This is a genomic window from Pseudomonas sp. QD4, assembly GCF_049199125.1.
Lineage (GTDB): Bacteria > Pseudomonadota > Gammaproteobacteria > Pseudomonadales > Pseudomonadaceae > Aquipseudomonas.
Genome location: NZ_JBLZOM010000005.1, coordinates 164,472 through 190,506, shown reverse-complemented (window position 1 = coordinate 190,506; position 26,035 = coordinate 164,472). Strand labels below are relative to the sequence as shown.

Genomic DNA, 26,035 nt, shown 5'->3' with positions numbered 1-26,035 from the left:
CAGGCTATCGGTCTTCGCCGCTGCCTTTTGCGTTACGCCCCTGCATTTTACGGCCCCTGCCCGGGCCCATTCCTCCCTAGGCAATCCCCTTCTGGCCGCAGCTTTTACTCCCGCGGGCGGCCATTCAAGGGCGAATCAGCCGTTATGCAACCGGGAAAAGTTCCCGCGGCACCATCGCGCATAGGAATTACTTCGATGTGCATACAAAGCGAAGTGAGATTCATTTGCATTGGTGAGTAGTATCACTGCGTCGCCCGAGAGGGCCCGGAAACATCGTTTCGCAGTGCATGAAAACTACAGGTCCTCGCTATGTCCTTGCTTAGCCCGCCGCCGTCGCTGAACAGATTGAAGCCCCTGGCCTGTTCGATTCTGTTGGCGCTTGCCACTTTATCTACCCAAGCCCAGGAAGCGCTTGAAAGCCCCGCCCCGCAGGCGCCGCTGAAGATGGGGGCGGCCGAGATCGAACTGCCCGCCGGGGTCGAGGAAGAAAAACACCAGGGCACCTCGCAGAAAGGACTGGAGGTGCTGCAGGCGATTGAGGTCAAGGGCGAGTGGGAGACTAAGGACGAGATCGGCCAGAACAATGTGTTCGCCAAGGATGTATCCAACGTCTACGCCGGCAAGGATGACCTGGAGCGCTATAAGGGCGCGAGCGTGTCCGATCTGTTCAAGGGCCTGAACGGCGTGTACAGCGGCGATGCGCGCAACAGTGGCTCGCTGGACCCGAATATCCGGGGCATCCAGGGTGAAGGGCGGATCCCGGTGACCGTGGATGGTACCGAGCAGGCCACGTCGGTGTGGATGGGCTCGGCGGGCGTCGCCAACCGCAATTATGTCGACCCGAACATGATCGGCAGCATCGCGGTGGAGAAGGGCCCGTCGATGAGTTCCGGGATCAAGAGCGGCATCGGCGGCTCGGTAGAGATCAAGACCCTGGACGTCGACGACATCGTCAGGCCTGGCGAAAGCTTTGGCCTGGAGATCAAGACCGAAACCGCGACCAATTCCATCAAGCCCAATGAAAGCGGAATGAAGTCTTTCGGCCGCGACTATCGGGATATCGATGGGGCCTACGCCGGGTACGACGGCAACCTGACCTTCAGCAAGGGCGGCGGCACCGAGTTCAGTCCGCGCGGCGGCTCCCATTCCGGGAACTTCGACTTCAACGACAACGCGTTTCGCATCGCCACCGCTACGCGCCAGGACAACTTCGACCTGTTCGCGGCCTACAGCTACCGCAACAAAGGCAACTACTTCAGCGGCAAGGGCGGCAGCCAGCGCTACCAGACCAGCGACTGGCTGGCCGATGCCAAGGCCGACGCGGGAGCCAAGGACGCCCCCGGCGACGCGAACGTGCAGTCCTACGTGGCTAACCTGTTCCTGCCCGGACACGAAGTGGCCAACACCTCCAGCGAGATGCGCACCACCTTGCTCAAGGGCACCCTGTACCTGCCCGATGAGCAGAGCCTGAAGCTGTCCTATATGCACAACGAGTTGGAGTACGGGGAGAGTTCGCCGTACCTGGTCTCTTACTACGTGGGCCTGGACAAGGCGGGGGGCAACAATATCGGGTTGCAGTTCCCCTACAGCCAGGTCAAGCAAGACACCTACAACCTGAACTACAGCTGGAACCCGGACAACCCGCTGATCGACCTCAAGACTGGTCTGTGGATGACCCGCAGTGACAGCGAGCGGCATCAGAATGGCGACGACGTCTATGGCATAACCGCGGCCGATGTCCGTGGCCAGGATGTGGCCTGGGACAACTATGTGCGCTGCCAGGCAGGCGCCAACCCCAGCAGTTGCGGGACGGCCCCGGAGAAGCTGCCCAATATCAACGATCGATACACCATCTACGCCAAGGCCCTGCAACTCTCGAAGCATGACCGTTGGGGGGTGAATGTCAGCAACAAACTGCAGTTGACCGATGATCTGGCGGTAACCCTGGCCAGTGATTTCAGCCATGAAAAACTCGAGCAAAAAGACGCCTCGGAAGATCGCGCCGCGACCACCGCGACCTGGGGCAACCGGCATATGGGGCCGCGCAGTGGCAACCGCCAGCAATACAACTTCTCCTTCACCGGGGACTGGTCGCCCACCTCCTGGCTGGTCTTGAGCGCGGGCGCCCGCTACAGCGATTACAACTCGTTTGATGAGGGGTTGAAGCGTCACCGCGAAAACCAGGACGCCAACTGGCAGGTCAACGCGCTTACCGACCGCAAGGGGTTTGAGTATCGAAGGGTGATGAGCGATGCGGAAAACCAGCAGTTCGTGGATGCCGTCAATGAAGAGTTTGTGAACGGCAATTTAACCGCGGAAGACCTTCCGTTCGTGCTCGACAAAGACAAGGTCAACGGCGTTCGTTATACGACCGAGTCGGTGGATATTCCCTTTAACGGATTCACTCTGGATCGCTCGCAGAACCCTTTTCTCAATGGCGGGATCAACCTTCAGGAAACGGTCAACAACCCCCAGGGCGTTTCCGGGGACTATGCCCGGTACCTTGTTAACCGCAGTTACACCGGTGTTGCCAAGTCGGGTGCCGAACCCACCGATAAATGGGCGTTGCCGAAAAAACGCAAGGACAGTGCGTGGGCACCCATGGCGGGGGCGACCGTTTTCCTGACGGAGCATGCACGGGTCTACCTGCGCTACACCGAGTTCGTCCGCTTCCCCTCCATTTATGAAGATACCCAGGCCGCTTCGGGATTTGGCGGCACCGGTGTGTCAAACAATGCGATGCGCCCCGAGCACTCGTATAACTGGGAAGTGGGGTATGCCCACGACTTGAGAAGTTATTTTGAAGAGTGGCGGCATGCGGACTTCAAGATCAACTACTACAACAACACCATTCGCGATTATGTTGATCGCGATTACAACTTCAATATCGTTCAATATGACAAGAAAGTGTATTCGGGTATTGAGCTGCAAACCCGGTTCGATACGGGTAAGTACTTCACCAACTTCTCCGCGAGTTATCGCCTGCAACAAAAGCTCTGCGACAAGGATTATGCCGCCACCCTGGATCCTTATTACAACAACGCGATCTCTACCTGCGTCACGGCCGGGTTCCCTACGACCTTTGCCCGCAGCAGCCTGCAGCCCGACTATTCGCTGAACCTGGACAGCGGCCTGCGCCTGTTCAATGAGAGCCTGGAGTTGGGCGGGCGCATGATTTACCACAGCAGTGCAGTCAATAAGGATGAAGAAGACTGGATTCGTAATGGCGTGATGTATGTCGACGGGTTCAATCGACCTCTTAATTGGCACCCGATCTGGGTCTTCGATACTTACGCCAGTTATCACGTGAATAAAAATGTCGATGTCGATTTTGGCATTAATAACCTGACCAATCGTTATTACCTCGACCCTTTGGCTCGAGTCATGATGCCGGCGCCGGGGCGCACCCTGAAACTTGGTTTGACCGCCCGTTTCTGATTTTTTGCTGTTTTTAGTTAAAAACAGTGGTTTTTATCATTTTAACTTGGAGGTTGTTATGAAAAAACTGTTTGTGTTTAGCGCGCTGGCATTGGTGACGTCGGGTAGTTTTGCTGCCCCTGTCACGGGTGGCTCTTCGAGCGCTTATGTACAGGTCGGACAATCTAACTTGCAAGGCATTGGGGAAGTTGGGATTGCCATGCCGACTGCCGTCGGCGGGACTGCCGATACCAGCAAGATTGTCAGCTTCAAAAGCGGCCCGATTGCCCAGACCAATGCCTTGATCGCAACACCAGGCACGGCATCTGCGCATATTGTGATGAATGGCAACAAGATCTCGGAAACCTGGAAGTCTTCGGTTGCCTATGGCACTCAAGTCTATTCCTATCGGCAGATCTCCGACCCATTGCCAAACTTCCCGCAGTTTGGCGGTGAAGTGATCGCCAAGGTCTCCGGTGCCGAAGTGTATTTCGGCGAATGGGCTCCGCGTAAAACCGGTGTGCAGCCGGATAACAGTACGGATCTCAATTTGACTCACGCCAACCGTACGGTGTTCTTCGCTGGCGAAAACCCAACGACCAGCATGCCGACGCTGGTCAATGCCAAGTACGACGTTGTCGGGATCAAGAAGTTTGATCCGGGGGCGCCGAATGTTTCGACGGGCACTCTGACTGCCAACTACGGAGGTGGCAGCGGCACCTTGGCCGGTTCTATTGCCGGTGGTGCGGGCACGGTTAACTTCGCGGGCACCAACATTGCCTCCAATGGCTCGTTCCAGAACACCAGCGGCCTTATCAAGGGCCAGTTCTATGGTGCAGGTGCTGAGGCATTGGCGGGTATCTACAACAACGGCATCTCATCCAGCAGCGTTGCCTTTGGTGGCAAAAAACAATAACTGAGCCTGGCATCAGAAAAGGGAGAGTCGATCTCTCCCTTTTTTAATCATTGTCTATTCGCTGGATCTGACCCACATGTCGATGTGCTTGCCTGTGCGGCTTGTCTTAATGCTTGTATTCACTCTATTGGCCGGTGCCGCAGGGGCCGATGAAGACGATACCCGGCGACTGTTGAACAAGATTGACCGAACGGTGAACGAGCGTGAGCGCTCGCATTTGATCGATATTGATCCGGCCACGGATGACTCGTCACTGATTACCATCGAGGGGCGCACGTACAACGTGCAGAACACTCTGGAGGATCTGGGGCCTGCCATCTATGTCACGCTGAATTTGCAGCAATGGCCCAAGGTGCGCCAGTTCGTCGAGCGCTACCGGCAACTGCCGGGGCATGAAGAGAAAGTGGTGCTGATGGCCGAAGGTATGCTGGCCCGGCAGGAAAAGCGCTACGGCCGGGCCATCGCCCATCTTCGAGCCGCAGTGGCCATGGATCCGGCTTTTGTGCGGGCCAAGCTGGAGCTGGCCCGGGCATTGTTCGAGGACAACCAGTCGCGTGAAGCCAAGGTGCTGTTTGATGAAGTGGCGGCGAGTGCGGTTCCTGAGCAGGTCATTCCAGTGCTTGAGGGTTATCAGGGGGCCTTGCAGGAGCGGCGCAGCTGGCATGGGTCGGTTGCGCTGGGTGCCGGCTACAACAGCAACGTCAACCAGGCCAACGGCATGACGACCCATACGGACGTGTGTGATTTCTTTGGCTGCTACCGTTTCAGTCGCAAGATGCCCGAGCCCATCAAGTCCTCCAGCCTGGTGTACGACGCCGTGGCCGAGCGGCGCTTTCAGATCGATGGGCATCATCATGTGCTGGTTCGCGGACTCAGCTATGGCAACTACTACCATCGGCACAAGGAAGACGAGCCCGAGACCTATTACGACGAAAACACCAGTGTGATTTATGCCGGCTACAACTACCTGAGCGCGTTGAATGATGTCTCGGTGTCGCCACTGTTCGAAAGCTACTACGGCGATCGGCACAACAAGTATCAAGCCAGCGGCCTGCGCCTGGAGTGGAAGCACACCCTGACCGAGCGGCTGCAACTGAGCCTCCAGGGGCAGCAGAAGCACTTTCGTTTCCAGGGTGAGGAGCGGGACTACTTCGAGAACTACGACGAGCGCCTGGTGGGCGGCTCGGCGTCTTACCTGTTGGGCGGTCAAACCCTGGTGTACGGCGGCTTGACCTATACCCGTCGGACCCAGCCTCAGGAGTCGGCCAGTAACAAGGAATACATGGCGAGCCTTGGGCTGTATCGAATGTTCGATGTGGGGCTGAACCTCAATGCGACGGCGCTCTACCGGCGCACGCGGTATGACGAGCCGGATCACTTTCTCGGCGGGCTGCGCGAGGATCGGCAGCAGATCTATATCGCCAACCTGGCCATGCCGCGCTTTAAAGTGGCGGGCGTGGTGCCCAACCTTTACGTCAAGCGCACCCTCAATGCGAGCACCATCGATTGGGCTTATCAATATCGCCAGACGGAAGTGGCGCTGAAGCTGGAGAAGAGTTTTTGATGGGGGAGGGGTGTGTAGCGCGTGACCGGGGAAAAACAGGAGGCCAGAAACGAAAAAACCCGCTTTCGCGGGTTTAATCTGAATTGGTGCCCAGAAGAAGACTCGAACTTCCACGACCTTGCGGTCACCAGCACCTGAAGCTGGCGTGTCTACCAATTTCACCATCTGGGCAGTATCGACATCGTTGCCGTGTCGATGGAGCGCACTATACGGAGCGTGATTTGATCTGTAAACCCCTGTTTTGGTTTTAATAAATCAAATACTTAGAATGCAAAAACCCGCTTTCGCGGGTTTTTGTGTGAGCCTTGAGATTGATCTACTCTCAAGCTCGAAATTGGTGCCCAGAAGAAGACTCGAACTTCCACGACCTTGCGGTCACCAGCACCTGAAGCTGGCGTGTCTACCAATTTCACCATCTGGGCAGTATCAACGACGTCGCCGTGTTGATGGCGCGCACTATACGGACCACTTTTTAAGCTGTAAACCCCTGTTTTGAAAAATACCAAAAAAATTGCGCAAGCCATGCTGCTAAGAGGTTTCCGAGGCGTTTCACGGATCTTTCGCGCGTTGTCTGAGCCTGAAATTTCCCGTTTCAATACGCGTATGCCAAACTAACCCGCATATAGACAAGGTGAAATTTATCTAATGGCCGATTGGCAGTCCCTCGATCCCGAGGCCGCTCGTGAAGCGGAAAAATACGAAAACCCTATTCCTAGCCGCGAACTGATCCTGCAGCACCTTGCTGACCGGGGTTCGCCTGCTAGCCGCGAGCAGTTGGTAGAAGAGTTCGGTCTGACCACAGAAGACCAGCTCGAAGCCCTGCGCCGCCGCCTGCGCGCCATGGAGCGCGATGCTCAACTGATTTACACCCGTCGTGGCACCTATGCCCCGGTGGACAAGCTCGACCTGATCCTGGGCCGCATCAGCGGTCACCGCGATGGCTTCGGCTTCCTGGTGCCGGACGACGGCAGTGACGACCTGTTCATGAGCCCAGGGCAAATGCGCCTGGTGTTCGATGGCGACCGCGCCTTGGCACGTGTTTCCGGCCTGGACCGTCGTGGTCGCCGTGAAGGTGTGATCGTTGAAGTGGTATCCCGTGCCCACGAGACCATCGTCGGCCGTTACTTCGAAGAGGGCGGCATCGGCTTTGTCGTGGCCGATAATCCGAAGATCCAGCAAGAAGTGCTGGTGACCCCGGGTCGCAACGCCAACGCCAAGGTCGGTCAGTTCGTCGAGGTGAAGATCACTCACTGGCCGACGCCGCGCTTCCAGCCGCAGGGCGATGTGGTCGAAGTCGTGGGCAACTACATGGCGCCGGGCATGGAGATTGATGTCGCGCTGCGTACCTACGACATCCCTCACGTCTGGCCGGAGGCCGTCCTCAAGGAAGCCGCCAAGCTCAAGCCGGAAGTCGAAGAAAAAGACAAAGAGAAGCGCATCGACCTGCGTCATCTGCCGTTCGTCACCATTGACGGCGAAGATGCGCGGGACTTCGATGACGCGGTGTATTGCGAAGCCAAGCCTGGCAAGTTGCGCCTGTTCTCCGGCGGCTGGAAGTTGTTCGTCGCGATTGCCGACGTTTCCAGCTACGTGAAGATCGGTTCGGCCCTGGACAACGAAGCCCAGGTGCGCGGCAACTCGGTGTACTTCCCCGAGCGCGTGATCCCGATGCTGCCTGAGCAGCTGTCCAACGGCTTGTGCTCGCTGAACCCGAAAGTCGACCGTTTGGCCATGGTGTGCGAGATGACCATCTCGAAAACTGGCGAAATGACCGACTACCAGTTCTACGAAGCGGTGATTCACTCCCAGGCCCGCCTGACCTACAACAAGGTCAGCACCATCCTGGAGCAGCCGAAAACCAGCGAAGCCAAAACCCTGCGGGGTGAGTACGGCCATGTGGTGCCGCACCTCAAGCAGCTCTACGCGCTGTACAAGGTACTGTTGGGCGCTCGTCATGTGCGCGGCGCAATCGATTTTGAAACTCAGGAAACCCGGATTGTCTTCGGTTCCGAGCGCAAGATCGCCGCGATCACCCCGACCACGCGCAACGACGCTCACAAGCTGATCGAGGAATGCATGCTGGCGGCCAACGTGGCCACCGCTGAATTCCTGAAGAAGCATGAGATCCCTGCGTTGTACCGAGTACACGACGGCCCGCCGCCGGAGCGTCTGGAGAAGTTGCGCGCGTTCCTCGGCGAGCTCGGCCTGTCCCTGCACAAAGGCAAGGACGGCCCGACGCCGAAGGACTACCAGGCACTGTTGGCCAGCATCAAGGACCGTCCGGATTATCACGTGATCCAGACCGTGATGCTGCGCTCCCTGAGTCAGGCGGTGTACAGCGCCGATAATCAGGGCCACTTCGGCCTGAATTACGAGGCGTACACCCACTTCACCTCGCCGATTCGCCGTTACCCGGACCTGCTCACGCACCGGGCGATCCGCAGCGTGATCCATTCCAAGCAGAACACCCCGCACGTCAAGCGCGCCGGTGCCATGACCATTCCGAAGGCGCGGATCTATCCGTACGACGAAGCGGCCCTGGAGCAACTGGGCGAGCAGTGCTCCATGAGCGAGCGGCGTGCCGACGAAGCCACCCGCGACGTTGTGAACTGGCTCAAGTGCGAGTTCATGAAAGACCGCGTGGGCGAGTCGTTCCCGGGCGTGATAACCGCGGTGACCGGCTTTGGTCTGTTCGTCGAGCTGACTGACATCTACGTCGAAGGCCTGGTGCATGTCACTGCCTTGCCGGGTGACTACTACCACTTCGATCCTGTGCATCACCGCCTGGCGGGCGAGCGCACCGGTCGCAGCTTCCGTCTGGGCGATACCGTGGAAGTACAGGTCATGCGCGTCGACTTGGACGAGCGCAAGATAGACTTCGGCATGCCGGACAAGCCTGTTGAGCCGACTGGCCGTAAAAAACGTGGCAACGAAACCGCAGCACCGGCCGCGAAAGGTAAAGGTGCTCCTGCGAAAGCAGCGGCCGCCGAGCCTGCGCCAGCCAAGGCGGGTCGTCGTTCGTCTGCCAAGGACAAGGCCCCCGAAGCCTACCGCCCAAGCGATGCCGCGGCAAAAAACGCCGAAGTACGCAAGAGTCGTGAGTTGAAGCAGCAGTTGCTCAGCGAAGCCAAAAGCGGTGGTAAAGCGGCGTCTGGGGGAAAGTCCCAGGGCGCAGAAAAGAAACCGAGCAAACACCGTAAAGGCCCGCCGAAAGCGGGTTCGGCCCCCGCGAAAAGCGGCGGGTCGCGCAAACCTAAGGCCAAGTCATGAGTCTGGAAAAAATCTACGGCGTACACGCCGTAGAGGCATTGCTGCGTCACCACCCGAAACGCGTCAAGCAGGTGTGGTTGGCAGAAGGCCGCAGTGAGCCGCGCGTTCAAGCGCTGGTCGAGCTGGCCAACCAAAATAAAGTGGCGATCGGCCAAGCCGAGCGTCGTGAGATGGACGTCTGGGTCGAAGGCGTTCACCAGGGCGTGGTTGCGGACGTAAGCCCGAGCCAGGTCTGGGGCGAGGCGATGCTCGATGAGCTGCTCGATCGCACCGAAGGCGCACCGCTGTTGCTGGTGCTCGACGGCGTGACCGATCCGCACAACCTGGGCGCCTGCCTGCGCTCGGCCGATGCTGCCGGTGCGCTGGCGGTGATCGTGCCTAAAGACAAGTCGGCGACCTTGACGCCTGTGGTGCGTAAAGTCGCCTGCGGTGCGGCGGAAGTGATTCCGCTGGTGGCCGTGACCAACCTGGCGCGCACCCTGGAGAAGCTCCAGCAGCGTGGCCTGTGGATCGTGGGCACGGCGGGGGAGGCCGAGGTCAGCATTTATGACCAGGACCTGACCGGCCCAACCATCCTGATCATGGGGGCTGAAGGCAAGGGCATGCGTCGCCTGACTCGCGAGCATTGCGACTACCTGGTGCACCTGCCGATGGCCGGTAGCGTCAGCAGCCTCAACGTTTCAGTCGCAACGGGTGTCTGCCTGTTCGAAGCCCAGCGCCAGCGTGGCGCCAAGGCCAAAGCCAAGAAGTAACCAAGTTTGGCGCAGGTCAAAGTGTGGGAGGGGGCTTGCTCCCGGATACGGTGTGTCAGCCAGTGCATTGGTTAACTGGCATACCGCTTTCGGAAGTGCGCCCCCTCCCACATTTGTTTTTGTGGTGTATGGGGGATTGTTCAAATAATCACCAATCACCTTGCGCCCTTTCTCCCCCTTCTCTACAATTGCGCCCCTTGCCTTCCTGGCAGGCACGCATGTGCCTCCCTGCGGCAAGATCCATAAGTGTCATTCACTCCTTGTCTGACCGTTTTTGAGCGGCAGGCTACAACCCGTAAGGAGCATTCATGCGTCATTACGAAATCATCTTTTTGGTCCACCCGGATCAAAGCGAGCAAGTCGGCGGCATGGTTGAGCGTTACACCAAGCTGATCGAAGAAGACGGCGGCAAAATCCACCGTCTGGAAGATTGGGGCCGTCGTCAACTGGCCTACGCAATCAACAATGTTCACAAGGCTCACTACGTGATGCTGAACGTTGAGTGCACTGGCAAGGCCCTGGCCGAGCTGGAAGACAACTTCCGCTACAACGATGCAGTGATCCGTAACCTGGTCATCCGTCGCGAAGAAGCCGTTACCGGCCAATCCGAGATGCTCAAGGCTGAAGAAAACCGCAGTGAGCGCCGTGAGCGTCGTGACCGTCCTGAGCATTCTGACAGCGCCGATGGCGATGACAGCGATAACAGCGACGCCAGCGATAACGCTGACGAGTAATCCACGGACCTTTTGAGGAGCCAATTACATGGCACGTTTCTTCCGTCGTCGTAAATTCTGCCGCTTCACCGCTGAAGACGTGAAAGAGATCGATTACAAAGATCTCAACACTCTGAAAGCCTACGTATCCGAGACCGGCAAAATCGTTCCAAGCCGCATCACCGGTACCAAAGCTCGTTATCAGCGTCAGCTGGCCACCGCTATCAAGCGCGCCCGCTTCCTGGCCCTGCTGGCCTACACCGACAGCCACGGCCGCTGAGACCGGGCAGTCGACAAGTAGTAAGGGATTGAATGCATGCGCGCCTTAGCTGAGTTCATCATGCGCGGTCGTGTGCAGGCCACTCTGGTAGTGGCTGGATGTGCGGCATTGCCGTTGTTGTATTGGTTGGGTGCTGCTGCGGGAAGCCTTGTGCTCCTGCGGCGCGGATTGAAGGACGCCGTTGGTGTCCTCGCCCTGGGACTGCTGCCAGCGTTGATCTGGTGGTTTTATTCCGCTGATCCCCGCGCGCTTTTAGTGATGCTGGGGTCTTCGGGCCTTGCGTTGGTTTTGCGCGCAAGCGAGTCCTGGAACCGCGTGCTGCTGGTCAGCATAGCGCTGGGCCTGGTGTTTGCTGGAGTGCTGGGTGTGACTTTCCGCCCCCAGATCGAGATGCTCTCGCAGGAGTTGGTAAAAATCCTGCCGCTGGCCCTCGGTGATCTCTACCAGCAATTGTCGGTTGAAGAGCGAGCTCGTCTCGCCTCGCTGATAGCACCGGTCCTGACCGGCCTGATTGCGGCCTTGTTGCAGATCGTCAGTGTGCTGAGCCTGATTGTTGGGCGCTACTGGCAGGCGTTGTTGTACAACCCTGGTGGTTTTGGTCGCGAGTTTCGCGCTATCAGAATCCCGCTGGGGCCGGCGATGTTGCTGCTGGCGTGCATGCTTCTGGGACCGAATTTCGGCCCCCAGATGGCGATGTTGACGCCGTTGTGCAGCGTACCGCTGGTGTTCGCCGGGCTGGCCCTGATTCATGGGCTGGTGGCTGAGAAGCGGCTGGCCAGATTCTGGCTGGTGGGGTTGTACGTAACGCTGCTGCTGTTCATGCAACTGATCTATCCGTTGCTGGTGGTCTTGGCCATCGTCGACAGCCTGATTGATTTTCGCGGTCGTTTGGCGCCGAAAGACGCCGATAACGCGAACGGTGAAGGTTAAAAGTTAAGAGGATTTTCACATGCAACTGATCCTTCTGGAAAAAGTCGCCAACCTGGGCAACCTGGGCGACAAAGTGAACGTTAAGGCTGGTTACGGCCGTAACTACCTGCTGCCTTACGGCAAAGCTACCGCTGCGACCGCTGCCAACCTGGCTGCGTTCGAAGAGCGTCGTGCTGAGCTGGAAAAACTGGCTGCAGACCGTAAAGCATCGGCTGAAAGCCGCGCTGCCCAACTGGCTGAGCTGGAAGTGACTATCACTGCCACCGCCGGTGACGAAGGCAAGCTGTTCGGTTCGATCGGTACTCACGACATCGCTGATGCACTGACCGCCTCTGGCGTTGAAGTTGCAAAAAGCGAAGTTCGTCTGCCGAACGGCACCATCCGCAACGTAGGCGAATTCGACGTAGCCGTGCACCTGCACGCCGAAGTTGAAGCCACCGTACGCGTTGTCGTGGTAGCAGCTTAAGCAGCACTTGTCGGCTGGCACCCCCGGGTGCTTGTCGGTAACATCGGGCACGATCCTGTTTACAGGTCGTGCCCTTTGTCTTTCTGCACCCTGTGTTTTTTACTCCCCTGATTCCAAGTGGCCATGAACGATATCTCCGCTCCCGAGCAATACGATCTGCAAACCGCTGCCCTGAAGGTGCCGCCGCATTCCATCGAGGCCGAGCAGGCCGTGCTCGGTGGTCTGATGCTGGACAACAACGCCTGGGAACGCGTGCTCGATCAAGTATCGGATGGCGATTTCTATCGACATGACCACCGCCTGATCTTCCGTGCGATCGCCAAGCTGGCCGATCAGAACATGCCGATCGACGTGGTGACCCTGTCCGAGCAATTGGACAAGGAAGGCCAGACCTCGCAAGTGGGTGGCCTCGGCTATCTGGGCGAGCTGGCGAAAAATACCCCGTCGGTGGCCAACATCAAGGCCTATGCGGCGATCGTGCGCGAGCGTGCGACCCTGCGCCAACTGATCGGCATCAGCACCGAAATCGCCGACAGCGCCTTCAACCCCGAAGGGCGCACCGCCGCCGAGATCCTCGACGAGGCCGAGCGGCAGATCTTCCAGATCGCCGAGGCCCGGCCGAAAACCGGCGGCCCGGTCAGCGTCAATGACCTGCTGACCAAGGCCATCGACCGCATCGACACCCTGTTCAACACCGACAACGCGATTACCGGCCTGTCCACCGGCTACACCGACCTCGACGAGAAGACCAGCGGCCTGCAACCGTCCGACTTGATCATCGTCGCCGGCCGTCCATCCATGGGTAAAACCACCTTTGCGATGAACCTGGTGGAAAACGCCGTACTGCGCAGTGACAAGTGTGTACTGGTCTACTCCCTGGAGATGCCAGGCGAATCGCTGATCATGCGTATGTTGTCGTCCCTGGGGCGGATCGATCAAACCAAGGTCCGGGCCGGTCGCCTGGACGACGACGATTGGCCGCGCCTGACTTCGGCGGTCAACCTGCTCAACGATCGCAAGTTGTTCATCGACGATACGGCCGGTATCAGCCCCTCGGAAATGCGTGCGCGGACCCGACGCCTGGTGCGTGAGCACGGCGAAGTCGCGCTGATCATGATCGACTACCTGCAGTTGATGCAGATCCCGGGTTCGGGCGGCGATAACCGGACCAACGAGATTTCGGAAATCTCTCGCTCCCTGAAAGCCCTGGCCAAAGAGTTCAACTGCCCGGTGGTGGCGCTGTCGCAGCTCAACCGCTCCCTGGAGCAACGCCCGAACAAGCGCCCGATCAACTCCGACTTGCGGGAATCCGGAGCCATCGAGCAGGATGCCGACGTCATCATGTTCGTGTACCGGGACGAGGTGTACCACCCGGAAACCGAGCACAAGGGCATCGCCGAGATCATTATCGGCAAGCAGCGGAACGGTCCGATCGGTACCTCGCGACTGGCGTTTATCGGCAAGTACACCCGCTTCGAAAACCTGGCCCCAGGCAGCTACAACTTCGACGACGAGTAAGCCCGCCGGAGCTTCAGGCTCCCGGCGGCAGGTCCCAAGCCCGGCGCTGATATTTCCGACCGTTGCAGTCGGAATTGGTCATTTTTTGTGCTATATTCCGCGCCCGCGAAATTCAATGAAAGCCAACACCGGTTATCGACATGATGCAAGCAGCCAAGCCTCTCTTTGACTATCCCAAGTACTGGGCCGAATGTTTCGGGCCAGCGCCGTTCCTGCCGATGAGCAGGGAGGAGATGGATCAGCTCGGCTGGGATTCATGCGACATCATCATCGTGACCGGTGATGCCTATGTCGATCACCCGTCGTTCGGCATGGCGATCATCGGCCGGCTGCTGGAGTCCCAGGGTTTTCGCGTCGGGATCATTGCCCAGCCGAACTGGCAGTCCAAAGACGATTTCATGAAGCTCGGCGAGCCGAATCTGTTCTTCGGCGTCGCGGCCGGCAACATGGATTCGATGATCAACCGCTACACCGCCGATAAAAAGATCCGTTCCGATGACGCCTACACCCCAGGTGGCATGGCTGGCAAACGTCCGGATCGCGCCAGCCTGGTCTACAGCCAGCGCTGCAAGGAAGCCTACAAGAATGTGCCGATCGTCCTCGGCGGCATCGAAGCGTCCCTGCGCCGTATCGCTCACTACGACTATTGGCAAGACCGCGTACGCAACTCGATCCTGATCGACGCCTGCGCCGATATCCTGCTGTACGGCAACGCCGAGCGGGCGATTGTCGAAGTTGCCCAGCGCCTGTCCTACGGTCACAAGATCGAAGACATCACCGATGTCCGTGGCACCGCGTTCATCCGTCGCGATACACCGAAAGACTGGTACGAAGTCGACTCCACGCGCATCGACCGTCCGGGCAAGGTCGACAAGATCATCAACCCCTACGTGAATACGCAGGACACCCAGGCTTGCGCCATCGAGCAAGAGAAAGGGCCGGTTGAAGACCCCAACGAAGCCAAGGTGGTGCAGATCCTGGCCAGCCCGCGGATGACCCGGGACAAGACAGTGATTCGCCTGCCGTCGGTGGAAAAGGTCCGTGGCGACGCGGTGCTGTATGCCCACGCCAACCGCGTGCTGCACCTGGAAACCAACCCGGGCAACGCCCGCGCGCTGGTGCAGAAGCATGGTGAAGTGGACGTCTGGTTCAACCCGCCGCCCATTCCCATGACCACCGAAGAAATGGACTACGTGTTCGGCATGCCCTATGCGCGCGTCCCGCACCCGGCGTACGGCAAGGAAAAAATTCCGGCCTACGACATGATCCGCTTCTCGGTGAACATCATGCGTGGCTGCTTCGGCGGCTGTACCTTCTGCTCGATCACCGAGCACGAGGGGCGGATCATCCAGAACCGTTCCGAAGAGTCGATCATTCGCGAGATCGAAGAGATTCGCGACAAGGTCCCGGGCTTTACCGGCGTGATCTCCGACCTCGGCGGCCCGACCGCGAACATGTACCGCATTGCCTGCAAGAGCCCGGAAATCGAATCCGCGTGCCGCAAGCCGTCCTGCGTGTTCCCGGGTATCTGCCCGAACCTGAATACCGACCACTCGTCGCTGATCCAGCTGTATCGCAGTGCCCGTGCCTTGCCGGGTGTGAAGAAGATCCTGATCGCTTCCGGCCTGCGCTACGACCTGGCGGTCGAGTCGCCGGAATATGTCAAAGAGCTGGTGACCCACCACGTTGGCGGCTACCTGAAGATCGCCCCGGAACACACCGAGGAAGGTCCGCTCAACCAGATGATGAAGCCGGGCATCGGCAGCTATGACAAGTTCAAGCGCATGTTCGAGAAGTACACCAAGGAAGCCGGGAAAGAGCAGTACCTGATTCCATACTTCATCGCTGCGCACCCTGGCACCACCGACGAAGACATGATGAACCTGGCCCTGTGGCTCAAGGGCAACGGCTTCCGTGCCGACCAGGTGCAGGCGTTCTACCCGTCGCCGATGGCCACTGCCACCGCCATGTACCACTCGGGCAAGAACCCGCTGCGCAAGGTGACCTACAAGAGCGACGCGGTGACCATCGTCAAGAGCGAGGAGCAGCGTCGCCTGCACAAGGCGTTCTTGCGTTATCACGACCCGAAAGGCTGGCCGATGCTGCGTGAAGCCTTGACCCGCATGGGCCGCGCCGACCTGATCGGGCCGGGCAAGAACCAGTTGATCCCGTTGCACCAGCCGGCCACCGACAGCTACCAGAGCGCCCGTCGCAAGAACTCGACGCCGGCTGGCAGCCACAAAGTGGCCGGCGAGAAGACCACCAGGATCCTGACCCAGCACACCGGCCTGCCACCACGGGCCAGCGATGGCGGCAACTCGTGGGACAAACGCGAGCAGGCCAAGGCGGCGGCTTTCGCCCGCAACCAGCAGGCGGCCAAGGAACGCAAGGATGCGGCCAAGGGCAAGGGGCCCAAGCCCGCGCGTAAACCGGTCGTACCGCGTTAAGCGCAACGCCAGCCTCAGGGCTGGCGTTTTGCATTCCGGCGAAACATTTTGCCGCGCTGCCGGTCTTAAAAGTCCTGCCGGCTTTGTTAAGGTGGCGCCAGCCTGCACCGCCGACGTGCCCGAGGCAGCTGCCAGCTGACGCATGGCAGGCCGACTTTTCACCCATGAGATCAAGGACGAATCCCGTGACCAGCGCTTTAGACGAAGTGATCGGAGACCTGCGCCTGACGCAGGTTCTTGCCCGCCAGCGGATCGAAAGCCAGATCAACCTGCCGCGGCTGTTTGCCGCCATCGATACCGACCCCTCGATTGCCGGCGCCGGAGTGGTGTACATCGATGCCGACTTCAATGTGATCACCCTGCGCGAATTCCGGCCGATCTGCAGCATTCGGCCCAAACGGCTGATTCTGCGGGAGGCCAAGCGCTACATCGCGCCCCAGCAGTTTGTCGACCAGGTGAAGAACAACCCGCGGGAGTCGCGGCTGGCCAGTGAGTCCTTCAACACCACCCTGGCCTGCACGGCCGCGGTGATCGGCTGGGTGGTGGTGTTCAGTGGCAGCATTGCCGTGCCTTTCACCGCCGGCGCCAGTGCCTGGCTGGTGGTGCTGGGGGCTTCGGCAGCGATGGCCGGCACCGCTCAATGCGTGATCGGGGGTGTGCGGGTGGCCAACGAGATCCAGGACCCGGCGGCCAACGACCGCATGGACGATGCCGAGTGGTACAACGTCGTCTCGCCGATTCTCGATGGCATTTCCCTGGTGGGGGTCGGTGGATCAGCGCTGACCACCTACAGGCTGCTCAAGGCCAGCAAAGCGGCCAACGCCGGCAGAAGCTGGACGCAGTTGCTCAAGGGCCTCAACCGCCAGGAACGGGCCAAGTTGACCAACGAGCTGTTGAGCCTGCGGGACCCGAGCCTGACCGCCAAACTGTTGAAGCTGCGCCAGCGTGCCGGTGTCTTGCCCAAGCGCTATTCGACAACGCAGATCAGTCACGCGACCCTGACCCAGATGCAGGATGCCCTCGGCGCCACGCTGAGTACCGGCGGCAGCCTTAGATCCGGCAACATCAAAGCGGCGAAAGAATACGTGGTGCAAAAAGCCATCGCGCTGGGCCTCTACGAGGAGTTCGACGAATGATTGGCGGTGGCCGGACGGTGGATTTCCTTGCGCGTTATTTTCCGACCTTCATGCTCACGATCCTGCTCGGCTGCTTCAGTGGCTCGATCCTGCTGTCTCTGGCCGGCACCACCTATTGGCGCATGCTGGAGCCTTCGCGCAGTACCGATAATGTCGGGCTCGGCATGTTGGTGCTGGTGACGCTGCTGGTGTTCGGCAACCTGATGATTGTGCGTGGGCGGGAATGGGCGGCGTGGCTGGTGGCGGGGTATTTCCTGCTGTGCCTGGCGGCGCTGGTGCCGATGTACCGGTATGGGCCGCACCCGGGCCTGTATGGCTTTGCGCTGTTGCTGCCATTGCTCGGCCTGTTGTTACTCAACAGCCGACGCCATCGGGAGATGCGCAAGCAGCTTGTGCAGATTCGCCACGAACGCCAGCGCATCAAGCGTGAGGCCAAGGGGCCGGGCAAGCGCGGGTGAGGTATCGCACCGTGCCTGCCGCATTTGTGTGCAACCCTTGCACGGCAATGCAGGCACTGCGCGGTTTTGGTGCTGTACTGCGTTGAGTCACAGTGGAAAGCGTTGGCGGGGCGGGATGGCATAAGTCTTGCGCGCTTTCTTTCACCGCCCAGGCTCGCAGGAGGCACGCCGTGTCGATCCATGTCGCATTGCACCATGTCACGCATTACCGCTACGACCGCGCGGTCGAACTCGGCCCGCAGATCGTGCGCCTGCGCCCGGCCGCCCACAGCCGGACGCGGATTCTCTCCTATGCGCTGAAGGTTTTGCCTGAGCAGCACTTTATCAACTGGCAGCAGGACCCCCAGGGCAACTACCTGGCACGCCTGGTGTTCCCGGAAAAAACCAGCGAGCTGCGGATCGAGGTCGATCTGCTGGCCGAGATGGCGGTGTTCAACCCGTTCGACTTTTTCCTTGAGCCCTACGCCGAGCAAATCCCCTTTGTCTACGCCGCCGACGAACAGCGCGAGCTGGCGCCGTATCTGGAAACCTTGCCGCTGACCCCGAAATTCCAGGCCTACCTGGACGGCATCGACCGAACGCCACTGCCGGCAGTGGATTTCCTGGTGGCCCTCAACCAGCGCCTGAGCGAAGACATCGGCTACCTGATCCGCATGGAACCCGGGGTCCAGACCCCGGAGCAGACCCTGGACAACGCCTCGGGCTCCTGCCGCGACTCGGCCTGGCTGCTGGTCCAGTTGCTGCGCAACCTGGGGCTGGCGGCGCGATTCGTCTCGGGCTACCTGATTCAACTGACCGCGGATGTAAAGGCCCTCGATGGCCCCTCCGGCACCGAGGTCGACTTCACCGACCTGCATGCCTGGTGCGAAGTCTATTTGCCGGGTGCGGGCTGGGTCGGCCTGGATGCCACCTCCGGGCTGTTTGCCGGCGAAGGGCACATTCCGTTGGCGTGCAGCCCCGATCCGTCCTCTGCGGCGCCTATCAGCGGCCTGGTGGAGCCTTGCGGGTGCGAATTCACCCACGAAATGTCGGTTGAGCGGATCTGGGAAGCCCCTCGGGTCACCAAGCCCTACACCGAAGAGCAGTGGCTGGCGATCCAGACCCTGGGGCGGCAGATTGACGCCGACCTGCTGCAAGGCGATGTGCGCCTGACCATGGGCGGCGAGCCGACCTTTGTCTCGATCGACGACCCGGACGGTGCCGAGTGGAACACCGCAGCCCTGGGTGCCGACAAGCGCCGGTTGTCCGCCGAGTTGTTCCAGCGCATGCGCAATCACTACGCGCCCAAGGGCCTGGTGCATTTCGGCCAGGGCAAGTGGTACCCCGGCGAGCAACTGCCGCGCTGGTCGTTGAACTGCTACTGGCGGCGGGACGGTGTGCCGATCTGGCACAACAGCGCCTTGATCGCCGATGAGCATCAGGACTACGGCGCCGATGGCCTGCTGGCTGGACGTTTTCTGGCGAGTGTCGCCGAGCGCCTGAAGCTGCCGGCGCGCTTCGTGTTTGCGGCTTACGAAGACAATTTCTACTACCTGTGGCGCGAGGGCGCCTTGCCGTCCAACGTCACCGCCGAAGATTCGCGCCTGGACGATGCCCTGGAACGCGTGCGGCTGCATAAGGTGTTCAGCCAGGGCCTGGACAAGGTCATCGGCCAGGTCTTGCCCCTGGCGCGCACGGCCAAGGGCGACCAGTGGCAGAGCGGCCGCTGGTACCTGCGCGACAGTCACTGCCGGCTGATTCCCGGGGATTCGCCCCTGGGTTATCGCCTGCCCCTGGGTTCCCAACCCTGGGTCAAGGCAGCGGAGTACCCGTTCATTCACCCGACCGACCCCAATCAGGAGTTCGCCGAGCTGCCCGGCAGCCAGCAACTGCACAGCCATGGCGAACCGTCTCCGGTGGATGAGCGGGTACCGGCCATCGATGAGTCCGCCGACTGGCTGACGCGCACTGCGCTCTGCGCCGAGGCGCGTGAGGGGCGTCTTTATCTGTTTATGCCGCCGCTGGAGCGAGTGGAGGATTACCTGGAGCTGGTGAGCGCCATCGAAGCCACCGCCGAGGAGTTGCACAGCCCGGTGTTGCTGGAAGGGTACGAGCCGCCCAGCGATCCGCGCCTGAGCAACTTCAGGGTCACCCCGGACCCGGGTGTGATCGAGGTCAACGTGCAGCCTTCGGCCAGTTGGGACGAGTTGGTGGAGCGCACCGAGTTTCTCTATGAAGAGGCGCGGCAGAACCGCCTGACCACCGAGAAATTCATGATCGACGGGCGCCACACCGGTACCGGTGGCGGCAACCACTTCGTCCTCGGCGGCGCGACCCCAGCGGACTCGCCCTTCCTGCGGCGCCCGGACCTGCTGCGCAGCCTCATCAGTTACTGGCACAACCACCCCTCGTTGTCCTACCTGTTTTCCGGGTTGTTTATCGGGCCGACCTCCCAGGCGCCCCGGGTCGACGAGGCGCGCAACGATGCCTTGTACGAGCTGGAAATCGCCTTCGCGCAAATGCCCGAACCAGGCCAGGAGTGCGCGCCGTGGCTGGTGGACCGGCTGCTGCGCAACCTGCTGATCGACGTCACCGGCAATACCCACCGGGCCGAGTTCTGCATCGACAAACTGTATTCGCCGGACGGTGCCACCGGACGCCTGGGGCTGCTGGAGCTGCGGGCCTTCGAGATGCCGCCCCATGCGCGCATGAGCCTGGCCCAGCAACTGCTGTTGCGGGCCCTGGTGGCGCGCTTCTGGCGCGAACCTTATGCGCCGGCCAAGCTGGCGCGCTGGGGCACCGAGCTGCATGACCGTTTTATGCTGCCGCACTTTATCGAGCAGGACTTCGCCGACGTCATTGTCGAGCTCAATGCGGCCGGCTACGGGCTGCGCGCCGAATGGTTTGCCGCGCACCTGGAGTTTCGATTCCCGAAGGTGGGGGAATACGCGGTCAGCGGTATCGAGCTGGAACTGCGCCAGGCCCTGGAACCCTGGCATGTGCTGGGGGAAGAGGGCACGGCCGGCGGCACGGTGCGTTACGTCGACTCCTCGCTGGAGCGCCTGCAGGTCAAGCTCAGTGGGCTGGCACCGCAACGCTACATCCTGACCTGCAACGGGGTGGCGGTGCCGTTGCAGCCAACCGGCCGGGTCGGTGAGTTTGTCGCTGGCGTGCGCTATCGCGCCTGGCAGCCGGCCAACTGTCTGCAACCGACCATCCCGGTGCATGCGCCGCTGGTGTTCGACCTGCTCGACACCTGGATGCAGCGCTCCCTGGGCGGTTGCCAGTACCACGTCGCGCACCCGGGCGGGCGGAACTACGACAGCCTGCCGGTCAACGCCAATGAGGCGGAAAGCCGGCGCATGGCGCGCTTTTTCCGCCTGGGCCACACCCCGGGAACCTTGCCCGTGCCGAGCTTGAGCATCAACGACGAGTTGCCGATGACGCTCGATTTACGACGCTTCTAAAGCAGACGCGACGTCCGGAGGATTCGAATATCCGGGCGTCATGTGTCTGCGTTAATCTGACGGTCCTTGCTGTCTGCCGAGTTTTCCATGCCCGACCTGCTTGCCCGCTACCCGCTGACGGCGGGTACTTACCATGAACTGCTGGACGACAGCGGTGCGGTCCGGCCGCACTGGCAGCGCCTGCTCGAGCAATTGCAACGCAGCACGCCGACGCAGTTGGCCCAGCGCCAGGCGCTGCTGACCCGGCAAATTCACGAGAACGGCGTCACCTATAACGTCTACGCCGATCCCAAGGGCGCCGACCGGCCCTGGGAGCTGGACTTGCTGCCCCATGTGATTCCCGCGGACGAGTGGCAGCATTTGTCGGCCGGGATCGCCCAGCGCGCGCGCCTGCTCAACGCCGTGCTGGCCGACCTCTACGGGCCGCAGCGCCTGATCAGCGAAGGCCTGCTGCCGGCTGAGCTGGTGTTTGGCCATAACAATTTCCTGTGGCCGTGCCAGGGTATCCAGCCACCTGACGGCGCCTTCCTGCACCTGTACGCGGTGGACCTGGCGCGCACCCCCGATGGCCGCTGGTGGGTCACCGCCGACCGCACCCAGGCGCCCTCCGGCGCCGGTTATGCCCTGGAAAACCGGATGATCGTGTCCCGGGCCTTTCCCGATCTGTACCGGGACCTGCAAGTGCAGCACCTGGCCGGGTTCTTCCGCACCTTGCAGGAAACCCTGGCCCGCCAGGCTCCGCGAGACGAGGAAGCGCCACTGATCGTGCTGCTGACGCCGGGGCGTTTCAATGAAAGCTATTTCGAACACCTGTACCTGGCGCGGCAGCTGGGCTACCCCCTGGTCGAGGGCGGCGACCTGACCGTGCGCGATGCCACGGTCTACCTGAAAACCCTCAGCGGGCTGCGCCGGGTGCACGCCATCATGCGCCGCCTGGACGATGACTTCTGCGACCCGCTGGAGCTGCGCACCGACTCGGCGCTCGGCGTGCCCGGGCTGCTGGAGGTGGTGCGTCAGGGCCGGGTGCTGGTGGCCAATGCCCTGGGCAGCGGGGTGCTGGAGTCTCCGGGGCTGCTCGGCTTCCTGCCGAAGATCAACCAATACCTGTTCGGCGAAGAGCTGATATTGCCGTCGGTGGCCACCTGGTGGTGCGGCGAGGCGCCGGTGCTGGCCCAGGCCCTGGAGAAAATGCCGGAGCTGCTGATCAAGCCGGCGTTTCCCTCGCAAAGCTTCGCGCCGCTGTTCGGCCGCGACCTGACCCCGGAGCAGCGCGTGGCGTTGGCCGAGCGGATGCGGGCGCGGCCCTATGCCTATGTCGCCCAGGAGTTGGCGCAGCTGTCCCAGGCGCCGATCTGGCAGGCCGACGACGGCCAGTTGCAGCCCCGTGCGATCGGCATGCGGGTCTACGCCGTGGCCAGTGCCGATGGCTATCGGGTGTTGCCCGGGGGCTTGACCCGGGTCGCCGCCGAGGCGGATGCCGAAGTGGTGTCGATGCAGCGCGGTGGCGCGAGCAAGGACACCTGGGTGCTTGGCGAACGGGCGCCCAGCGGCGAGCAGTGGAAGGGCCAGCGCACCATTGGCGTGTACGACCTGGTGCGGCGCGATCCGTACCTGCCGTCGCGGGTGGTGGAGAACCTGTTCTGGTTTGGCCGTTATTGCGAGCGTTGCGATGACAGCGCGCGGCTGTTGCGGATCATGCTCGCGCGCTACGTTGACGGCGATGACCCACAGGCCTTGCAGGCCGCCGTCGACCTGGGCGAAAGCCTGATGCTGCTACCGGATGAAGGTGAGCTGCCGGAGCGCTTGCTGGCGGCGCTGCTGGGTGACGACTGGTCATTCAGCCTGCGGTCCAACCTGCAACGTTTGCAGTGGGCGGCGTCCCAGGTGCGCGGCAAGCTGTCCCGGGAAAACTGGCAGGCCCTGGTGGAGTTGCAGCGCGAAGCCCTGGAGCTGGACACCGAGGAGCCAGACTTTGGCGAGCTGCTGGACTTCCTCAACCGCTTGGTGATGTCCCTGGCGGCGCTGTCCGGGTTTGCCCTGGACGACATGACCCGCGACGAGGGCTGGCGCTTCCTGATGATCGGCCGGCGCATCGAGCGCCTGCAGTTTCTCAGCGCCAGCCTTGCCGCATTCCTGCGTGGCACTGGCGCGTTCGATCAGGCCGGGCTGGAGTGGCTGCTGGAGCTGGGCAACAGCAGCATCACCTACCGCTCGCGCTACCTGGCGGTGGCGCAGTTGATCCCGGTGCTCGACTTGCTGCTGCTGGATGAGCAGAACCCGCACGCCGTGCTGTTCCAGTTGAAACTGGTGACCCGCACCCTGAAGCGCTTGAACGATGACTTCGGTGCCCCCCGCGAAGCCGGCCTGCCCAAATTGGTGGAGCGCCTGTCGCGTTTTGACCTGGGCTGCCTGGAAAACTCCCTGTTTGGCGAAGCCAGCGTGCACGCCGCCATCGATGGCCTGGCCGACCTGTTGCAGGAGATCGCCGATGCCAGCAGCCAGGTGTCCGATCGCCTGGCCTTGCGCCATTTCGCCCATGTCGACGATGTCAGCCAACAAACGGTGTCTGTCTGATGAGCGCCCGGTACCAGATCTTTCACGACACTCATTATCACTACGACAGTCCTGTGTCCCTGGCTCAGCAACTGGCTCACTTGTGGCCGCGAGCCTGCGCCTGGCAGCGTTGCACCGAACAGCAGTTGCTGATCAGCCCGGAGCCGACGGTGCGCCGCGATGAGCTGGATGTGTTCGGCAACCCGCTGACCCGCCTGGCGTTCGAGCGGCCCCATGATGAGTTGCTGGTCAATGCCCAGCTGACGGTCGAGGTGCTGGCCCGGCCGCTGCTGGATTTCAGCCAATCCCCGGACTGGGATGAAACCCGCAGCGCGCTGACCTATAGCGGCCAGCCCTTGTCGGCAGCGTTGCTGGACGCCTGCCGTTATCGGTTTGAATCGCCCTATGTGCACCTGAAGAAAAGCTTCGTCGAGTTTTCCGCGAGCTGTTTCCCGAGCGGGCGCCCGCTGTTGCTCGGGGTGCAGGCGCTGATGGAGAAGATCTTCAGCGAGTTCACCTTCGACGCCGAGGCTACCCAGGTCGCTACGCCCTTGGTGGAAGTGCTGGAACGGCGGCGCGGCGTGTGCCAGGACTTTGCCCACTTGATGCTCGCCTGCGTGCGTTCCCGCGGGCTGGCGGCGCGTTATGTCAGCGGCTACCTGTTGACCCAGCCACCGCCCGGGCAACCCAGGCTGATTGGCGCCGATGCGTCCCACGCCTGGGTTTCGGTGTTTTGTCCGGTGCTGGGTTGGGTGGATTTCGACCCGACCAACAACGTCCAGCCGGCGCTGGAGCACATCACCCTGGCCTGGGGTCGGGATTTTTCCGATGTCTCGCCGCTGCGCGGGGTGATTCTGGGCGGCGGCAACCACGATCCGGAAGTGCAGGTCACGGTGATGCCCCTGGAGTGACTGCGGTTTGCCGGGCTTTCACCCAGGCGTGGTTGTACCAACGGCGGGGCTGGCGAACGGGATTTTTTGAGGGGGCGAGACCCGTGGGTCAAGGGGTGGGTCTGTGAGGACCGGCAGCGTGGCTGCCGATCCTGGGCACAGATCCCGGGGCCTGATCGGAACATCGGGCCCGGCGGGTATCAGGCCTGGGGAGCCTGATTGTCTACGGCGTCACTATCATCGGCTGCCACTTCACCTTCTGCTTCCGGGTTCAGTGCGCTGGCTTCTTCTTCAGCGGTCGCTTTCTTGCGTTGCAACTTTTCCTCTTTCTTCTGCTCCTTTGCCAGGTCTCTCTGACGTTTGGCGAAGGAGTAATTAGGTTTAGCCATGGGCGATCCTCTTGGGGTCGAAGGTGAGGTTGAGCGGCGCGTATTCTGCCTTGTATCGGGCCTGGGCGGTTAGCTGGGTTTTTGTTCGGCCCATTTTGCCGGGGCCGAAGGTTGCCAGGCGTCCAGTACATCCAGCAGTTCTGCGGGCGATTCGCTCATTTGCAGCATGGCACGGTGCGGAGCCCGAACGAAGCCTTCGCCGACGATATGATCGAGAAAACCACTGAGCTTTTCATAAAAACCGTTCACTTCCAGCAGACCCAGCGGCTTGCCGTGGTAGCCCAGCTGACCCCAGGTCCAGACTTCGAACAGCTCTTCCAGGGTGCCGAGACCGCCTGGCAGAGCGATAAAGGCGTCGCTCAATTGGGCCATGCGCGCCTTGCGTGCGTGCATGCCATCGACCACTTCCAGGCGGGTCAGACCGGTGTGGCCGATCTCCGAGTCCTTCAGGCTTTGCGGGATGATCCCGATCACTTCGCCGCCGGCCGCCAGGGCCGCATCGGCAACAATCCCCATCAGCCCGACGGCGCCGCCGCCGTAGACCAGGGTCAGCTTGCGCTCGGCCAGGGCCCGCCCGAGGGCAGCGGCCGCTTCACGGTAAACGGGGTTGGTGCCGGTGCTGGCACCGCAGAACACACAGACAGACGTTAATGGCATGCCTTACTCCCAGGTCATTGAGGGCCCAAGAGTAATGGCTTGAGGGTGATGCGCCAAACGTTAAACCTCGTGTTGCGGGGTTTCATGGGTGCCGCTGGCCCCACAGGCATAGGCGGCGAGCAAGCTGCGAAACAGGCTGTTGAGAGGCATGACGGTGCTCCGGCTGGGGGAATGAGCGGATCATAAAGGCCGAGTCGGCCCCGGGCCGGTCAATTGTCTTAATCGGGGCTATA

Annotated in this window: 18 protein-coding genes and 2 tRNA genes; 16 read left to right on the top strand and 4 right to left on the bottom strand. The window is 61.2% G+C overall.

What is annotated here, in order from left to right; all coding sequences use genetic code 11:
• Window positions 1-309: 309 nt before the first annotated feature.
• The 3 genes from ACOZJV_RS26520 to ACOZJV_RS26510 all read left to right on the top strand — a co-directional run bounded on the left by ACOZJV_RS26520 (window position 310) and on the right by ACOZJV_RS26510 (window position 5,897).
• Window positions 310-3,438, top strand: coding sequence for a TonB-dependent receptor domain-containing protein (locus ACOZJV_RS26520; RefSeq protein ID WP_421548869.1), 3,129 nt, complete (start codon window positions 310-312; stop codon window positions 3,436-3,438).
• Between the two features lie 58 nt (window positions 3,439-3,496).
• A complete protein-coding gene (locus ACOZJV_RS26515) occupies window positions 3,497-4,333 on the top strand; it encodes a Slam-dependent surface lipoprotein (protein WP_078469557.1) in 837 nt (278 codons plus the stop codon).
• A 109-nt stretch (window positions 4,334-4,442) separates the two neighbouring features.
• Window positions 4,443-5,897, top strand: a complete 1,455-nt coding sequence (locus ACOZJV_RS26510) for a porin family protein (protein ID WP_421548868.1) — start codon at window positions 4,443-4,445, stop codon at window positions 5,895-5,897.
• Between the two features lie 84 nt (window positions 5,898-5,981).
• Here ACOZJV_RS26510 and ACOZJV_RS26505 read toward each other — a convergent pair.
• Both ACOZJV_RS26505 and ACOZJV_RS26500 read right to left on the bottom strand, forming a co-directional pair.
• Window positions 5,982-6,068: transfer RNA gene (locus ACOZJV_RS26505), tRNA-Leu, on the bottom strand.
• A gap of 164 nt (window positions 6,069-6,232) precedes the next feature.
• Window positions 6,233-6,319, bottom strand: a tRNA-Leu gene (locus tag ACOZJV_RS26500).
• 223 nt (window positions 6,320-6,542) lie between these two features.
• Here ACOZJV_RS26500 and rnr point away from each other — a divergent pair.
• The 13 genes from rnr (at window position 6,543) to ACOZJV_RS26435 (ending at window position 24,777) form a co-directional block, all read left to right on the top strand.
• On the top strand, window positions 6,543-9,167 hold the full coding sequence (gene rnr, locus ACOZJV_RS26495; protein WP_078469559.1) for a ribonuclease R: 2,625 nt from the start codon (window positions 6,543-6,545) through the stop codon (window positions 9,165-9,167).
• Window positions 9,164-9,919 carry a 23S rRNA (guanosine(2251)-2'-O)-methyltransferase RlmB gene (rlmB, locus tag ACOZJV_RS26490; protein WP_078469560.1) on the top strand — a complete coding sequence of 252 codons (756 nt, stop codon included), beginning with the start codon at window positions 9,164-9,166 and terminating at the stop codon, window positions 9,917-9,919. Before rnr ends, rlmB begins: the two co-directional genes overlap by 4 nt.
• A gap of 308 nt (window positions 9,920-10,227) precedes the next feature.
• Window positions 10,228-10,653, top strand: a complete 426-nt coding sequence (gene rpsF, locus ACOZJV_RS26485; protein ID WP_020299424.1) for a 30S ribosomal protein S6 — start codon at window positions 10,228-10,230, stop codon at window positions 10,651-10,653.
• Between the two features lie 28 nt (window positions 10,654-10,681).
• Window positions 10,682-10,912 (top strand): 30S ribosomal protein S18, encoded by a 231-nt coding sequence (gene rpsR / locus ACOZJV_RS26480; RefSeq protein WP_002551829.1) that lies wholly within the window; start codon window positions 10,682-10,684, stop codon window positions 10,910-10,912.
• Between the two features lie 36 nt (window positions 10,913-10,948).
• Entirely contained in the window at window positions 10,949-11,842 is an 894-nt protein-coding gene (locus ACOZJV_RS26475; protein ID WP_078469561.1) for a hypothetical protein, read from the top strand.
• Window positions 11,843-11,861: 19 nt separating this feature from the next.
• Window positions 11,862-12,308: a 50S ribosomal protein L9 gene (gene rplI / locus ACOZJV_RS26470; RefSeq protein WP_020299422.1), complete on the top strand. Its 447-nt coding sequence runs from the start codon at window positions 11,862-11,864 to the stop codon at window positions 12,306-12,308.
• A gap of 123 nt (window positions 12,309-12,431) precedes the next feature.
• Window positions 12,432-13,826 carry a replicative DNA helicase gene (dnaB, locus tag ACOZJV_RS26465; protein ID WP_078469562.1) on the top strand — a complete coding sequence of 465 codons (1,395 nt, stop codon included), beginning with the start codon at window positions 12,432-12,434 and terminating at the stop codon, window positions 13,824-13,826.
• A gap of 143 nt (window positions 13,827-13,969) precedes the next feature.
• Window positions 13,970-16,273, top strand: coding sequence for a YgiQ family radical SAM protein (locus tag ACOZJV_RS26460; RefSeq protein ID WP_078469694.1), 2,304 nt, complete (start codon window positions 13,970-13,972; stop codon window positions 16,271-16,273).
• A gap of 185 nt (window positions 16,274-16,458) precedes the next feature.
• Window positions 16,459-17,409, top strand: a complete 951-nt coding sequence (locus ACOZJV_RS26455) for an NAD synthetase (protein ID WP_421548867.1) — start codon at window positions 16,459-16,461, stop codon at window positions 17,407-17,409.
• Window positions 17,406-17,867, top strand: a complete 462-nt coding sequence (locus ACOZJV_RS26450) for a hypothetical protein (protein WP_078469564.1) — start codon at window positions 17,406-17,408, stop codon at window positions 17,865-17,867. The genes ACOZJV_RS26455 and ACOZJV_RS26450 overlap by 4 nt, the downstream gene beginning before the upstream one ends.
• 170 nt (window positions 17,868-18,037) lie before the next feature.
• Window positions 18,038-21,313: a DUF2126 domain-containing protein gene (locus ACOZJV_RS26445; protein ID WP_421548866.1), complete on the top strand. Its 3,276-nt coding sequence runs from the start codon at window positions 18,038-18,040 to the stop codon at window positions 21,311-21,313.
• A gap of 87 nt (window positions 21,314-21,400) precedes the next feature.
• The gene (locus ACOZJV_RS26440) at window positions 21,401-23,887 is read left to right on the top strand and encodes a circularly permuted type 2 ATP-grasp protein (protein ID WP_421548865.1); all 2,487 of its coding nucleotides are present in this window, start codon (window positions 21,401-21,403) and stop codon (window positions 23,885-23,887) included.
• Window positions 23,887-24,777 (top strand): transglutaminase family protein, encoded by an 891-nt coding sequence (locus ACOZJV_RS26435; protein WP_421548864.1) that lies wholly within the window; start codon window positions 23,887-23,889, stop codon window positions 24,775-24,777. The genes ACOZJV_RS26440 and ACOZJV_RS26435 overlap by 1 nt, the downstream gene beginning before the upstream one ends.
• A gap of 179 nt (window positions 24,778-24,956) precedes the next feature.
• On the opposite strand, the gene ACOZJV_RS26430 is transcribed toward ACOZJV_RS26435, so the two are convergent.
• Both ACOZJV_RS26430 and ACOZJV_RS26425 read right to left on the bottom strand, forming a co-directional pair.
• Window positions 24,957-25,145, bottom strand: a complete 189-nt coding sequence (locus tag ACOZJV_RS26430) for a hypothetical protein (RefSeq protein WP_020299414.1) — start codon at window positions 25,143-25,145, stop codon at window positions 24,957-24,959.
• Between the two features lie 69 nt (window positions 25,146-25,214).
• Window positions 25,215-25,802: a TIGR00730 family Rossman fold protein gene (locus tag ACOZJV_RS26425; RefSeq protein WP_078469568.1), complete on the bottom strand. Its 588-nt coding sequence runs from the start codon at window positions 25,800-25,802 to the stop codon at window positions 25,215-25,217.
• Between the last annotated feature and the right edge of the window lie 233 nt (window positions 25,803-26,035).

What these genes read in the sequence shown, in the direction of transcription:
- rpsR (WP_002551829.1), top strand. Translation starts at nt 10,682, where the DNA reads ATGGCACGTTTCTTCCGTCGTCGTAAATTCTGCCGCTTCACCGCTGAA.
- rplI (WP_020299422.1), top strand. Translation starts at nt 11,862, where the DNA reads ATGCAACTGATCCTTCTGGAAAAAGTCGCCAACCTGGGCAACCTGGGC.
- rpsF (WP_020299424.1), top strand. Translation starts at nt 10,228, where the DNA reads ATGCGTCATTACGAAATCATCTTTTTGGTCCACCCGGATCAAAGCGAG.
- dnaB (WP_078469562.1), top strand. Translation starts at nt 12,432, where the DNA reads ATGAACGATATCTCCGCTCCCGAGCAATACGATCTGCAAACCGCTGCC.
- ACOZJV_RS26510 (WP_421548868.1), top strand. Translation starts at nt 4,443, where the DNA reads ATGCTTGTATTCACTCTATTGGCCGGTGCCGCAGGGGCCGATGAAGAC.
- ACOZJV_RS26515 (WP_078469557.1), top strand. Translation starts at nt 3,497, where the DNA reads ATGAAAAAACTGTTTGTGTTTAGCGCGCTGGCATTGGTGACGTCGGGT.
- ACOZJV_RS26450 (WP_078469564.1), top strand. Translation starts at nt 17,406, where the DNA reads ATGATTGGCGGTGGCCGGACGGTGGATTTCCTTGCGCGTTATTTTCCG.
- rlmB (WP_078469560.1), top strand. Translation starts at nt 9,164, where the DNA reads ATGAGTCTGGAAAAAATCTACGGCGTACACGCCGTAGAGGCATTGCTG.
- ACOZJV_RS26520 (WP_421548869.1), top strand. Translation starts at nt 310, where the DNA reads ATGTCCTTGCTTAGCCCGCCGCCGTCGCTGAACAGATTGAAGCCCCTG.
- rnr (WP_078469559.1), top strand. Translation starts at nt 6,543, where the DNA reads ATGGCCGATTGGCAGTCCCTCGATCCCGAGGCCGCTCGTGAAGCGGAA.
- ACOZJV_RS26430 (WP_020299414.1), bottom strand. Translation starts at nt 25,145, where the DNA reads ATGGCTAAACCTAATTACTCCTTCGCCAAACGTCAGAGAGACCTGGCA.
- ACOZJV_RS26425 (WP_078469568.1), bottom strand. Translation starts at nt 25,802, where the DNA reads ATGCCATTAACGTCTGTCTGTGTGTTCTGCGGTGCCAGCACCGGCACC.
- ACOZJV_RS26440 (WP_421548865.1), top strand. Translation starts at nt 21,401, where the DNA reads ATGCCCGACCTGCTTGCCCGCTACCCGCTGACGGCGGGTACTTACCAT.
- ACOZJV_RS26460 (WP_078469694.1), top strand. Translation starts at nt 13,970, where the DNA reads ATGCAAGCAGCCAAGCCTCTCTTTGACTATCCCAAGTACTGGGCCGAA.
- ACOZJV_RS26435 (WP_421548864.1), top strand. Translation starts at nt 23,887, where the DNA reads ATGAGCGCCCGGTACCAGATCTTTCACGACACTCATTATCACTACGAC.
- ACOZJV_RS26475 (WP_078469561.1), top strand. Translation starts at nt 10,949, where the DNA reads ATGCGCGCCTTAGCTGAGTTCATCATGCGCGGTCGTGTGCAGGCCACT.